14 protein-coding genes are annotated in these 12,006 nt (G+C 72.1%); 8 read left to right on the forward strand and 6 right to left on the reverse strand.

Going from position 1 to position 12,006, the window contains the following annotated elements:
* The 4 genes from SHK17_RS20265 to SHK17_RS20280 all read right to left on the reverse strand — a co-directional run bounded on the left by SHK17_RS20265 (position 1) and on the right by SHK17_RS20280 (position 4,925).
* A complete protein-coding gene (locus SHK17_RS20265) occupies positions 1-1,278 on the reverse strand; it encodes an ABC transporter substrate-binding protein (RefSeq protein WP_322423537.1) in 1,278 nt (425 codons plus the stop codon).
* Between the two features lie 254 nt (positions 1,279-1,532).
* The gene (locus SHK17_RS20270; RefSeq protein WP_322920531.1) at positions 1,533-2,981 is read right to left on the reverse strand and encodes a flavin-containing monooxygenase; all 1,449 of its coding nucleotides are present in this window, start codon (positions 2,979-2,981) and stop codon (positions 1,533-1,535) included.
* 44 nt (positions 2,982-3,025) lie between these two features.
* Positions 3,026-3,760, reverse strand: coding sequence for a glutamine amidotransferase (locus SHK17_RS20275; protein WP_172267852.1), 735 nt, complete (start codon positions 3,758-3,760; stop codon positions 3,026-3,028).
* Between the two features lie 16 nt (positions 3,761-3,776).
* On the reverse strand, positions 3,777-4,925 hold the full coding sequence (locus SHK17_RS20280) for a CaiB/BaiF CoA transferase family protein (protein WP_322920532.1): 1,149 nt from the start codon (positions 4,923-4,925) through the stop codon (positions 3,777-3,779).
* A 75-nt stretch (positions 4,926-5,000) separates the two neighbouring features.
* Between SHK17_RS20280 and SHK17_RS20285 the strand changes: the two genes are divergently transcribed.
* From SHK17_RS20285 to SHK17_RS20320, 8 genes are all read left to right on the forward strand, one after another.
* Entirely contained in the window at positions 5,001-5,324 is a 324-nt protein-coding gene (locus tag SHK17_RS20285; RefSeq protein ID WP_322920533.1) for a WXG100 family type VII secretion target, read from the forward strand.
* Between the two features lie 3 nt (positions 5,325-5,327).
* On the forward strand, positions 5,328-5,627 hold the full coding sequence (locus tag SHK17_RS20290) for a WXG100 family type VII secretion target (RefSeq protein ID WP_322920534.1): 300 nt from the start codon (positions 5,328-5,330) through the stop codon (positions 5,625-5,627).
* The gene (locus SHK17_RS20295) at positions 5,624-6,925 is read left to right on the forward strand and encodes a WXG100-like domain-containing protein (protein ID WP_322920535.1); all 1,302 of its coding nucleotides are present in this window, start codon (positions 5,624-5,626) and stop codon (positions 6,923-6,925) included. Before SHK17_RS20290 ends, SHK17_RS20295 begins: the two co-directional genes overlap by 4 nt.
* On the forward strand, positions 6,918-7,178 hold the full coding sequence (locus SHK17_RS20300) for a hypothetical protein (protein ID WP_322920536.1): 261 nt from the start codon (positions 6,918-6,920) through the stop codon (positions 7,176-7,178). Before SHK17_RS20295 ends, SHK17_RS20300 begins: the two co-directional genes overlap by 8 nt.
* Before the next feature lies 1 nt (position 7,179).
* Positions 7,180-7,506: a hypothetical protein gene (locus SHK17_RS20305; RefSeq protein ID WP_172267867.1), complete on the forward strand. Its 327-nt coding sequence runs from the start codon at positions 7,180-7,182 to the stop codon at positions 7,504-7,506.
* Positions 7,507-7,603: 97 nt separating this feature from the next.
* Positions 7,604-7,936, forward strand: coding sequence for a hypothetical protein (locus tag SHK17_RS20310; protein ID WP_322920537.1), 333 nt, complete (start codon positions 7,604-7,606; stop codon positions 7,934-7,936).
* 184 nt (positions 7,937-8,120) lie between these two features.
* Positions 8,121-8,678: a PadR family transcriptional regulator gene (locus SHK17_RS20315; RefSeq protein ID WP_322920538.1), complete on the forward strand. Its 558-nt coding sequence runs from the start codon at positions 8,121-8,123 to the stop codon at positions 8,676-8,678.
* Positions 8,675-10,687 carry an NADPH-dependent 2,4-dienoyl-CoA reductase gene (locus tag SHK17_RS20320; RefSeq protein WP_322920539.1) on the forward strand — a complete coding sequence of 671 codons (2,013 nt, stop codon included), beginning with the start codon at positions 8,675-8,677 and terminating at the stop codon, positions 10,685-10,687. Before SHK17_RS20315 ends, SHK17_RS20320 begins: the two co-directional genes overlap by 4 nt.
* An 11-nt stretch (positions 10,688-10,698) precedes the next feature.
* Here the strand turns inward: SHK17_RS20320 and SHK17_RS20325 are convergent, their stop codons facing one another.
* The gene (locus SHK17_RS20325; RefSeq protein WP_172267876.1) at positions 10,699-10,965 is read right to left on the reverse strand and encodes a hypothetical protein; all 267 of its coding nucleotides are present in this window, start codon (positions 10,963-10,965) and stop codon (positions 10,699-10,701) included.
* Between the two features lie 38 nt (positions 10,966-11,003).
* Positions 11,004-11,855, reverse strand: a complete 852-nt coding sequence (locus SHK17_RS20330; RefSeq protein ID WP_322920540.1) for a resuscitation-promoting factor — start codon at positions 11,853-11,855, stop codon at positions 11,004-11,006.
* Positions 11,856-12,006 lie beyond the last annotated feature (151 nt).

Below are 12,006 nucleotides of genomic sequence, written 5' to 3' on the forward strand. Positions count from 1 at the left end.
TCAGCCCAGCGCTGCCACGTCGGCCTGGAACTGCTCCCACGACTCGTCGGGCTCCTGGGCGCCCTCGTCGACGCGGAGGACCGCCGCCTGGAACGCCGTCAGGATGTCGGAGTACTTCGGACCCTTGTAGGGCTGGACGGTGATGGCCTCCGCCCGGTTGGCGTAGATCTTGCCGATCTCGGCGTCGTTGAAGTACGGGTTGACCGCGTCGGTGATCTCAGGCGCGTCCTGGGCCTCGACCTGGCTCGGGAAGGGGCCCTTGGCGGCGAACGCCTTGGCCTGCTGCTCCGGCGCGGAGAGCCAGGCGGCGATCTCCTTGGCCTTCTCGATGTTGTCGCCCTGCGCCGGGACGGTCAGGTAGGACCCGCCCCAGTTGCCGCCGCCGCCGGGGAAGACGTCGGCGATGTCCCAGCCCTCGACGCCCTCGGCGTTGCCCTCGATGATGCCGAGCATCCAGCCGGGGCAGAAGGTCGTGGCGAAGCCGTCGTTCTGGAACGAGGCGGTCCAGTCGTCGCCCCACTGCGCGAGCTGCGTCGACAGGGTGTCGGAGTGGCCCGTGACGTCGTCCCAGACCTTCTTGAGGTCGGGGTTGTCGGTCTGGATGGTGTTGTCGTCGGCCTCGAACGGGTTCTCGACCTGGTTGAGCATCGCCTGGCCGAGGGCCCCGGAGGAGTCGTACCACGCGGTGTCGGGCACCTTCTCGACGAACTCCTCGCCCAGGGCGAAGTAGTCCTCCCAGGTGCCCATCAGCTTGGCCACCTCCTCGCGGTCGGTGGGCAGGCCGGCCTTCTCGAAGAGGTCGGCGCGGTAGCACACGCCCTCGGGGCCGACGTCGGTGCCGTAGCCGATCATCTGGCCCTCGGAGTTGGTGCCCTTCTCGGCGACGAAGTCGAGCCAGCGGCCCTCCAACTCCGGGTCGGTGAGGTCGGCGAAGGCGTCGCTCTCGGCCAGCACGGCGGCGATCGCGTCGCCCTCGATGGCCTCGATGTCGGAGAGTCCCGATCCGGCGGCGAGCTTGGTGTAGAGGTTGGCCTTGGCGTCGTCCCAGGTGCCGACCTTCACCTGCTCCAGGACGACCTCGTCCTGCATCTCGTTGTACTCCTCGATGAGGCCCTCGTAGCCGAACTCGTTGAACGTCGCGACGGTGATCTTGGTCTTGCCGTCCGACGTGGTCGCGTCGTCGTCGCTGCCGCCGCACGCAGCCAACGTCGACGCGAGGGTCAGCGCCAACAGCGCGCTGGTGGCGAGCCGAGCTCGCCGGTTCCTGGATGTCTGCACCACTGCACTCCTGCCGTCCTGCGGATCGCCGGGGCGAGGTGCCCGGCCGGGAAGGTGGACGGGAGCGGGTGTGTGAGAGCGCTTCCACTTTCGTCCGAGCGCCACTATGGCGTGCGTCACACGGCAGTGTCAACGGGGCGCTGGCAAGTCGTGACCCAATCGTGAGAGCGCTTCCATGATCGTGCGCATTCTAGTCCTCGTTGCGCGTGCATCCACGGCGCCCCGAGGGTCGTGGCGACCGCCCGCAAGACCGGTCAGGACCAGCGCAGCACGCCGTCGTCGAGCCGCGCGCTGCGCAGGGCGACGGCGTCGCGGACGTAGCTCTGCTTGAGCGTCCACGGCGCGACCGTGCCCTGGCGGGGCAGCGTGTGCACCACCCGCTGGACGTAGCCGGCGTCGAAGTCCATGAGCGGCACCTCACCGACCGACTCGTCGCGCACCGGCACCACCGAGCGCGTGCCGGTGGTCCGCATCCGCCGCAGCACCCGGACGACGTACTCGGCGACGAGGTCGGCCTTGAGCGTCCACGACGCGTTGGTGTAGCCGATGGTGAAGGCGAAGTTGGGCACGCCCGAGAGCATCATGGCGCGGTAGGCCATGGTCTCGTGCGGCTTGACGGTCTCGCCGTCCACGCTGAGCTCGGCGCCGCCGAAGACCTGCAGGTTAAGCCCGGTGGCGGTGACCACGACGTCGGCCTCGAGGTGCTCGCCCGAGACCAGCCGGATCCCGGTCTCGGTGAACGCCTCGATGCGGTCGGTCACCACCGATGCGGTGCCCTCGGAGATCGCGGTGAACAGGTCGCCGTCCGGCACCAGGCACATGCGCTGGTCCCAGGGGTCGTACGTCGGGCGGAAGTGGGTGTCGACGGCGTAGCCCGGCGGGAGCAGGGCGACGTTGGCCTTGCGAACCACGCTCCGCACGAGGTCGGGGCGCTGCCGGCTGAGCCGGTAGAGCGCCGACTGCACCACGATGTTCTTCCAGCGCGTGACGGAGTAGGACGCCCGCTCACCGACCAGCGAGGTGAGGCGCCGCTTCACGGCGTCCCTGGCGGGGACGGAGAGGACGTAGGTCGGTGAGCGCTGCAGCATGGTGACGTGGGCGGCGCCGCTCGCGGCGAGCGCCGGGACGAGGGTGACGGCCGTCGCTCCGGAGCCGATCACCACGACCCGCTTGCCGGTGTGGTCGAGGTCGTCGGGCCAGTGCTGGGGGTGCACCAGCCGGCCGCGGAAGCGCTCCTGTCCCTCGAAGCGCGGCGAGTAGCCCTGGTCGTAGTCGTAGTAGCCGCTGCACGCCCAGAGGAAGTCGGCCGTGAGCGTGCGGGTGATGCCGTCGACCTCCACGGTGACGGTCCAGCGGGCCGTGCCCGAGTCCCACGCGGCGCGCGTGACGCGGTGCCCGTAGCGGATGTGGCGGTCGACGCCGAACTCGCGGGCGGTGTCGCGGACGTAGTCGAGGATGGACGCCCCGTCGGCGAGCGCGGTGTCGCCGCGCCACGGGCGGAACCGGTAGCCGAGCGTGTGCATGTCGGAGTCCGACCGCACGCCGGGGTAGCGGAACAGGTCCCAGGTGCCGCCGCTGGTCTCGCGGCGCTCCAGCACGGCGTACGACGTCCCCGGCAGGTCTTTGGCGAGGTGGGCCGCGGCGCCGATGCCCGACAGGCCCGCCCCGATGACCAGCACGTCCACGTGCTCAGCGGTGCTCACACCTCCGAGCGTAGGCGATCGGACCCGCGAATCGTAACTGGGAGTTACACGCTGGCGTGGAGCTCGACGAAGCGGGCCAGCAGCCGCACCGGCTCGGTCACCAGCGCCTCCCGCGCCGCGGACTTGAGGAGCTCCTGCTCGTGCGGCTCGTAGTAGCCGTGGGCGCTGTAGGCGTCGATCCGGTCGCAGATGGCGACGGCGTCGAGCTCGGGGTGGAACTGGGTCGCGTAGACGTTGCGGCCGATCCGGAAGGCGTGCACGGGACACGTGGCGGTGCCGGCCAGGAGCACCGCCCCCTCCGGCAGGCGCGCGACCGCCTCCTTGTGGCCGAGGTAGGCGGTGAACTCCGCGGGCAGCCCGCCGAAGAGGTCGTCCTGCCGGCCGGCCTCGGTCAGCCGCACCGGCAGCGCCCCGATCGGCTCGCCCCACCTCCGGTCGACGAGACCGCCGCGCAGCCCGCCGAGCACCCCGATCCCGTAGCAGGCGCCGAGGAAGGGGAAGTCCGCCGCGACCACCCGCTCGGCGAGGTCGCGCAGGTCGGCCTCGGCCTGCCGCTGCGCCGGCGTCTTGAGGTCGTCGGGGTCGGACACGTTGAACGGCCCGCCGCCGAGGACGATGCCGGACCAGTCGTCGAGGTCGACCTCCCCGAGCGGCCCCTGCTCGAGCCGGACCCGCACGAGCTCGTCGGCGCGCAGGCCGCACCCGGCCAGCACGGCGTCGTACTCCTGCTGGGCGACGTCGTCCTCGGCGCGGGTGCCGAGGAAGAGGAAGGGCTTCAGGGCGAGTCCGTGCCCCTCACGCCTGGACGGCGGCGCCGCCGGCGATCAGCGCGTCGACGTCGCGGACCCCCCACGCGGCGAGCGCCTCGCGGGTGTGCTCGCCCGGTCGCGGCGGGGGTGCGCCGAGGCTCGCGGGGGTGCGGGAGAAGCGCGGCGCGGGGGCCGGCTGGGTGACGCCTCCCGGGGCGACGAAGGTGCCGCGCGCGGCGAGGTGCGGGTGGTCGGGCGCCTCGGCGAGAGGTACGACGGGTGCGACGCACGCGTCCGTGCCGTCGAAGACCTCGGCCCACTCGGCCTGCGTCCGCTCCCGGAAGCGCCGGGTCAGGGCGCCGCGGATCGTGGCGTGGTTGGCCGGGTCGTCGCGGTCCGGCAGCTCCACGCCGATGCGGGCGACCAGGTCCGCCCAGAACTGCGGCTCAAGCGCGCCGACGCTGACGTGCCGGCCGTCGGCGGTCTCGTAGACGTCGTACCAGGGCGTGCCGCCGTCGAGCAGCCCCGAGCGCCGCCGGCCGGTGTCGAGGCCGATCGCGGCGAAGGTGGAGGCGATGGCGTTGAGGTGCGCGGTGCCGTCGACGATCGCCGCGTCGACGACCTGGCCGCGGCCGCTGGTGCGCGCCTCGAGCAGCGCGGCGAGGACGCCGACGACGAGGTAGGTCGACCCGCCGCCGAAGTCGCCGAGCAGGTTGCCGGGGAAGTGCGGGCGGTCCCGGTCCTGGCCCAGCCCGTGGAGGGCGCCGGTGACGGCGACGTAGTTGAGGTCATGGCCGGCGGCCCGGCTCCACGGCCCGTCCTGGCCCCAGCCGGTCATCCGGCCGTAGACCAGTCGTGGGTTGCGCGCGTGGCACTCGGCGGGCCCGAGGCCGATGCGCTCGATCGCGCCGGGGCGCAGGCCCTCGACCAGCACGTCGGCGTGCTCGACCAGGTCGAGGACGGCCGCGACCGCCTCGGGGCGCTTGAGGTCCAGCGCGACGCTGGGCCTGCCGCGGTTGAGGAGGTCCTTGTCCCCCATCGCGAACATGCCGCCGCCGGGGCGGTCGACGCGGACCACGTCGGCGCCGAGGTCGGCCAGGAGCATGCACGCGTGCGGGCCGGGGCCGATCCCGGCGATCTCGACCACCCGCACGCCCCGTAGCGGACCGGTGCCCTGACCCAGCTCGTACGTCATGCGGCTGATCATGACACCGGGACTGTCGTCGGAGGACCGGGGTTTCACGGGGCGGTGGGGGGGAAGAACGCATCCATGGACCAGGTCAACCTGACGCACGCGGCGTTCTCGGAAGCCATCCGCGACGTCCAGGACGCTGCGGCGCGGCTGCACCGTGACCGCGACCGGATCGACGACCGCGTGTCGGGCTACCTCGGCAGCGGTTGGACCGGGATCGCTGCGGACTCCTTCGTCGAGGCGTGGGCGGAGTGGAAGTCCGGCGCGACCGACGTGCTCGAGGGCCTCGTCGTGATGGGCGAGCTGCTCGACGCCACCCAGAAGGACTTCATCCAGCAGGACGACGCCTCCGAGCAGGCCATGAACCAGGTTGCGGCCCGCATCGTCGATCGGCTGGGCTGAGCGATGACCGATGCCTTCGCCGTCGACCCCGACGAGCTCGACGCCGTGGTGGCCGACATCGCTCGCACCGAGCAGGCGCTGGAGACGTTGACCAACGACATCGAGCGGCAGATCGCCAAGCTGCACGAGACCTGGGAAGGGCTCGCGGCCGTCGCGCAGCGCGAGGCCCAGCAGGAGTGGGAGCAGGGGCTGCTGACCATGCGGCAGGCTCTCGCGGACCTGCGGGTCGCAGCGGCGCAGGCGAGCCGCAACTACGCCGAGGCCGCCGACACCAACCGCTCGATGTGGGAGGAGCTCGGATGAGGATCGACGTCGACTCGGGCGGCTACGACTCCGCGGCCGACGCGCTCGTGGGCGGCAACACCGTCCTGGCGAGCGGCTACACCTCGCTCACCGGCAAGCTCGGCGGCTACTCCGCGATGGCCGGCGACGACACCACGTCGGAGGACTTCGTCCGCACCTACGACTCCGCGGCCGCCGACACTGTCGCCGCGTTCGCCGAGCTGACCACCGCCTACGGCAACCTCGCCGTGCTCAGCAGCGCCAGCGGCGCCAACCACCGCGACGCCAACCGGAGCTCGGTCTACGCCCGCAACGCCCCCGCCGGCGACGAGCCCCCGGAGCCGCAGCCCGAGACCGTGTCGACGTACACCCCGCCCAGCTCGCTCGGCGGGGACAACGCCGACATGCCGGAGTTCTGGAACCTCATCGTCGACCACCTCCAGGGCTACGCCTGGCCCAGCGCCGACACCGGAAAGCTGCGCGAGGCGGCGTCGGCCTGGCGCGACGCCGCCGGCGTCATCGACCGGGCGCCGTCCTACGCCACCGTTGCCTCGACGCAGCTGGGCGCACAGCGCTCCCCCGAGGTCCCCTACGCCAAGGCGGCGCTGCGCGACGTCAGCACCCAGGCCGGCGACCTGGCCGACCAGTGCCGCGAGCTCGCGACCGCCTGCGACGACTATGCCGAGCAGGTCGACCAGACGCGCCAGACGATCAAGGACCTCGTCCGCGACCTCGCCATCGAGATCGGCGCGACCGCTGTCGTGAGCGGCGTGCTCAGCGTCGTGACGTTCGGCGGCGCCGCAGCCGTGGGCGCCGGTGTCGCGACGGCGCGGGCCATCTCGTGCGCGCGAAAGATCATCAGTGTCCTCGCCGCGTTGAAGGCATTCCGGGTCGTGGCCGTGATGGCCCGCACGCTGCCGAAGATCCGCGGGATCCGCACCGCGCTGAAGAAGTTCCAGAACATCCGGGCCGTGCGGCGTGCCGCGAAGAAGATCGACAAGCAGCTGTGGTCGCCGGGCAAGTGGAAGTCCAACCCCAAGAACGCCTACAAGCACTTCCAGAAGCACAAGGACGAGTTCCCCGGCGTCAACAACGCCAAGGAGTACGTCGATGCGGCGAAGAAGTTCATGACCGACCCTCCTGCGGGCACCTACACACGGGTCCGCGAGCCAGGCGGCGACATCCTGCGCTACGACCCGAAGTCGGGGACGCTCGGCATCATGACCAAGGACGGCGTCATGAAGACGATGTTCAAGCCTGACCCTGCAAAGCTGCCGAAGAAGTTCTCGGACGTCTGGGACTATTTCCTCCATGGGTAGCGCGAACAACTGCCGGGTCTGCGGCTACGACTGGGGCGAGCCCCCGTGGGGCGCTTCCGGGCAGGAACCGACGTTCTGGATCTGCCCGTGCTGCGAGGTCGAGGCGGGATACGAGGACGGAGACGTGGAGTCGTCGAAGGCCTACCGTGCCGCGTGGCTGGCCAAGGGTGCGCCGTGGTCCGACCCCGACGAACCGCACGACGGGCTGACCACCGAGGAGCGGCTCGCCCACGTGCCGCCTGGCTTCGAGTGACGTGAGCGTCACTCCTGACGATCCGTTCGTCGCTCACACCGGCAGCCCCGAGGCGGCGTCGCTGCTGCGCCGCAACCTCACGGCCATCGCGGACGAGAACCGTGGCACGGCCACGGGGCGCCTGGTGCGTGACGTGCTGGCCGGCCAGCGGGATCTCGGCGACCTCGAGCACGACGCCGACTTCATGGCGCTGGTGCGCGGCGGGGTCCGCCAGTACGAGGACCACCTCGCCTCCCTCTCGCCCGAGGAGAAGGAGCGGCTCTACGCCGACGCACGCGAGCTCGCCGAGGTGGACACGTCCGACGGCGGCCCGGCACCCACGCGTTGATGACAACCGGGCCCTCCTCCGCGAGACCTGAGACGTTGTACGCGCCTTCGCGGACGGTGAGGCCGATCTCGACGCGCTGCAGGCAAGACTCCAGTCCGTGATGGCCCGGCTCCAACGCACCGATGACGCCGTGGGCGTGGCTGCGGTGCTGCACGACGTCGAGGGCGACCTCGAGCTCATCCGGTTCACTGTGTTCGGAGACGACGTCCGGCCGGCCGCGCTCCGCGCGCTCCAGCCGCTCATCCCGCACATCACCGGGCCGGTGCTTCCCATCCCCGACGGCGACGTCGTCGCGTCGGTCGACACCGAGCACGGCATCCTCATCGACACCCCCGGCGGGTGGTCGATCCGGATTGAGGGCGATTGCACCTTGCACCGGCGTGAGTGTCGTGGGGGTAGTCCAGTGAGTTCCCGTTGCCTGTCGGGGTAGTCCAGTGGGTTCCTGCTGCCTGTCGTGGTAGTCCAGTGGGTTCCTGCTGCGCGGAGACGAGTTCCGGGACAGAAGCTCACTGGACTACCCCGCCCCGGCGGCGACGACCACAACCACCACCACGACAACCGCGACCACCACCACGGGCTTGCAACTCGTTGCATAGGTCGGCCACACTCCTCCCATGGCCCTCGAGCACGCCCTCCTCGTCGCGCTCAGCGAGCGCCCCGCGAGCGGGCTGGAGCTGACCCGGCGGTTCGAGCGGTCGCTGGGGTTCTTCTGGCACGCCACCCACCAGCAGGTCTACCGCGTGCTGGCGCGGATGGAGTCCGACGGCTGGGTGACGGTGGAGGTGGTCGAGCAGGATGGCCGCCCCGACAAGCGCGTGCACACGCCGTCGGCCGAGGGCCGGCGCGCCCTCGCCGAGTGGCTGGCGACCCCGATGCCGATGGAGACCTTCCGCAGCGAGCTGGCCGTCAAGCTCCGCGGGGCGTCGTACGGCGACCGCGCGACGCTGACCCGCCACCTGGTCGAGACACGCGCGGACCACGCCGCCCGGCTCGCGCACTACGAGCAGATGGAGCGCGACCAGTTCCCCGACCCGACCACGCTCGACGAGCCGGCGCTCGACCAGTTGCTGGTGCTGCGCGGCGGCATCCGGCTGGAGCGGTTCTGGATCGACTGGATCACCGAGTACCTGCAGGCCCACCACACCTCCCCGACCCGTGAGGCATCCGCATGACGCACCCCCGCTACCCCCACCTCCTCGAGCCGCTGACCCTCGGCACGGGACCCGACGCGCTCGTGCTGCGCAACCGCGTCGTGATGGGCTCGATGCACACCGGCCTCGAGGACCACCCGTGGGACATCGACAAGCTCAGCGCCTTCTTCGTCGAGCGGGCGCGCGGCGGCGTCGGGCTCATCATCACGGGCGGGTACGCCCCCACCAAGCGCGGCTGGCTCAAGCCGTTCGCCTCGGAGATGACCAACCGCCTCCACGCGATGCGGCACGAGCGGATCACCGGCGCGGTGCACGACGCGGGCGGTGCCATCGCGCTGCAGGTCCTGCACGCCGGCCGCTACGGCTACCACCCGCTCTCGCAGAGCGCCTCGGACAAGAAGTCGCCGATCACGCCGTTCAAGCCGAGCGCCATGTCGAGCAAGGAGGTCGACCACACCGCGACCGCCTTCGCGAGGAGCGTCGCGCTGGCCCGCAAGGCCGGCTACGACGCGGTCGAGATCATGGGCTCCGAGGGCTACCTCATCAACCAGTTCCTCGCCGCGCGCACCAACGACCGCGACGACCAGTGGGGCGGCTCCGCGGCCCGGCGCATGCACTTCGCCGTCGAGGTCGTCCGTCGCTCGCGCGAGCTGGTGGGCGACGACTTCCCGATCGTCTACCGGATCTCGCTGCTCGACCTGGTCGAGGGCGGCCAGACCTGGGAGGAGACCGCCGAGCTCGCCCTGCACCTGCAGGCGGCCGGCGTCACCGTGCTCAACACCGGCATCGGCTGGCACGAGGCCCGCGTGCCGACGATCATCACGCAGGTCCCCCGCGGCGCCTGGCGCTCGCACACCGCGCGGCTGAAGCAGCTCGTCGACGTCCCGGTCTGTGCCTCCAACCGGATCAACACCCCCGAGCTGGCCGAGGACATCCTCGCCACCGGGGACGCCGACCTCGTCTCCATGGCGCGACCGCTGCTCGCCGACCCGGCGTTCGTGGCCAAGGCGATGGACGAGCGCGCGGACGAGATCAACACCTGCATCGCCTGCAACCAGGCCTGCCTCGACCACGTGTTCTCCAACGACCGGGCGTCCTGCCTGGTCAACCCGCGTGCCTGCCACGAGACCGAGCTGGTCCTGGTGCCGACGCTGCGCAGGCGTACGGTGGCCGTCGTCGGGGCGGGCCCCGCCGGCCTCGCCGCGGCGACCAGCGCCGCCGAGCGCGGCTTCGCCGTGACCCTCTTCGAGCGGTCGTCCGAGCTCGGCGGCCAGTTCCGGCTGGCGATGGCCGTGCCCGGCAAGGAGGACTTCGCCGACACGCTGCGCTACTTCACCCGCCGGCTCGAGGTCCTCGGGGTCGACGTACGCCTCGGCGCGGAGGCCACGTCCGAGGACCTGGCCGGCTTCGACGAGGTGGTCGTGGCCACCGGCGTCCAGCCCCGGATGCCAGCCATCCCCGGCATCGACCACCCCAGCGTGGCGTCGTACGCCGACGTGCTGAGCGGCGCGGTCGTCCCGGGCCGCCGGGTCGCGGTGATCGGGGCCGGCGGCATCGGCGTCGACGTCAGCGTCTTCCTCGCCCACACCGAGGAGGACCTCGACGACTGGATGGCCCACTGGGGCGTCGGCGACCCGACCCTGCACGAGGGCGGACTGACCGAGCGCAAGCCCCGCACCCCGGCTCGCGAGGTGACGCTGGTGCAGCGCAAGACCACCCCGATCGGCATCGGCCTGGGCAGGACGTCCGGCTGGGCGCACCGCGCCGTCCTCAAGCAGTCGCAGGTCACCCAGGTCAGCGGGGCGACCTACGACCGCATCGACGACGCGGGCCTCCACGTGACCGTGGACGGCGTCGCCCGGGTCATCGAGGTGGACACGGTCGTGGTGTGCGCGGGCCAGGACTCGGTGCGCGGGCTCTACGACGGCCTCGACCGCGAGGCCCACCTCATCGGCGGCGCCGACGTCTCGGCCGAGCTCGACGCCAAGCGGGCGATCAAGCAGGGCACGGAGGTCGTCGCCGCCCTCTGAGCCGGGGCCGGTCAGGACCCCAGCGCGGCGACCTTCGCCACCAGCCTCCGCAGCCGGGTGTCGCGGTGGACGGTCAGGGTCCCGCCGTCGCTGTCCAGGCCGAACAGCGGCAGCAGGTCGGGCCGGCCCTCGTGCTCGGCCATGAGCAGCAGGGCGTCGCGGTCGTAGTCGCCGGCGAGCTCGGCGGCCAGCACGGGGTCGTCGGAGGAGATGGCGGTGTTGATGGCGTCGACGTAGTGCGCGTACAGGGCGTCGAGGTCGTCGGTGAGACGCGGCATGGCGGGTCCTTTCGCGGGTCGTGCCCCAGTGTGCCCTGTCAGAGCAGGCGGCCGCAGTGCGGCCACGGGGACCGCCCGCGGGACTTGTAGAGCAGCTTGGCGCGGTAGGTCTGCTCACCGGGCGACGCGTGGTGGGGCATGCCGGAGCCGCCGACGCTGCGCCAGGTCGCGACGTTGAACTGGTAGAGGCCGTAGTAGCCGGCCGGGTTCACCGCGCGCGGGTTGCCGCCGGACTCACAGCCGGCGAGTGCGCCCCAGTTGAGGCCGTCGGCGCCGTCGACCGAGAAGGGCTGGCGGCCGACGAGCACGCGGCGCGGCTGCGGCTTGCGGACCCACGTGCGCGACGCGACGCGGTAGCGCTCCGGCTCGCCGTTGTGGAGGGTGCGCACGACCTCGACCCGCTGGACGCCGGCGCGGCCGTCCCGGACCACCTTGCGGCGACCGGGGGCGAGCTTGGTCGTCGGGACCTCGACGACACCGGGGCGGACGCGGGTGCGCTTCGTCGTACGCCGCTTCTCCACGTCGACCAGGCGCACGGTGTCACCGTGGCGGACGCGCTTGGCGCTCCCGCGGACCTCGCGGCCGTCGCGCACGACCTCGACGAGGTCGTTGCCGTCGACGGGGACGCCCTGGGCCTGCACCAGGCGGCTGGGCCAGGTGCGCCGCGGGACGGCGACCCGGACGACCGGCTCGGTGGCGACCTTGAGCCGGACGGCGACCTGGGCGCGCTCGGGGGTGTCGGCAGCCTCGCTGCTCGCGACCTGGGCGGTGGCGCCGGGCGCCAGGCCGAGGGCCAGGGCGGCGACCGCGGTGCCGGCGACGAGTCCGCGGAGGCGGCTGGTCACCGGGGTCGAGGAGGAGGTGGAGGCGGTTCGGGGGGTGGGACGCACGTGGAGGTACCTCGCGGGGTGGGGGTGCACCGTCGGGGGCGCTCGGACGCGACGCCGTCGGGTCCGGCGTCGAGGCCACGGCGCGCGACACCTCACGAAGGGAGGCCCCCACTCACGGGTGGGACGCACAGCCGGCAGCCCCACCACGACA

This window comes from Nocardioides renjunii (genome assembly GCF_034661175.1).
In the GTDB taxonomy this organism is placed as follows: Bacteria; Actinomycetota; Actinomycetes; order Propionibacteriales; family Nocardioidaceae; genus Nocardioides; species Nocardioides renjunii.

Bases quoted from the DNA above. Each gene is read 5' to 3' on its own strand.
- SHK17_RS20290 (WP_322920534.1), top strand. From the start codon at position 5,328: ATGACCGATGCCTTCGCCGTCGACCCCGACGAGCTCGACGCCGTGGTG.
- SHK17_RS20295 (WP_322920535.1), top strand. From the start codon at position 5,624: ATGAGGATCGACGTCGACTCGGGCGGCTACGACTCCGCGGCCGACGCG.
- SHK17_RS20285 (WP_322920533.1), top strand. From the start codon at position 5,001: ATGGACCAGGTCAACCTGACGCACGCGGCGTTCTCGGAAGCCATCCGC.
- SHK17_RS20280 (WP_322920532.1), bottom strand. From the start codon at position 4,925: ATGACGTACGAGCTGGGTCAGGGCACCGGTCCGCTACGGGGCGTGCGG.
- SHK17_RS20300 (WP_322920536.1), top strand. From the start codon at position 6,918: ATGGGTAGCGCGAACAACTGCCGGGTCTGCGGCTACGACTGGGGCGAG.
- SHK17_RS20325 (WP_172267876.1), bottom strand. From the start codon at position 10,965: ATGCCGCGTCTCACCGACGACCTCGACGCCCTGTACGCGCACTACGTC.
- SHK17_RS20315 (WP_322920538.1), top strand. From the start codon at position 8,121: ATGGCCCTCGAGCACGCCCTCCTCGTCGCGCTCAGCGAGCGCCCCGCG.
- SHK17_RS20320 (WP_322920539.1), top strand. From the start codon at position 8,675: ATGACGCACCCCCGCTACCCCCACCTCCTCGAGCCGCTGACCCTCGGC.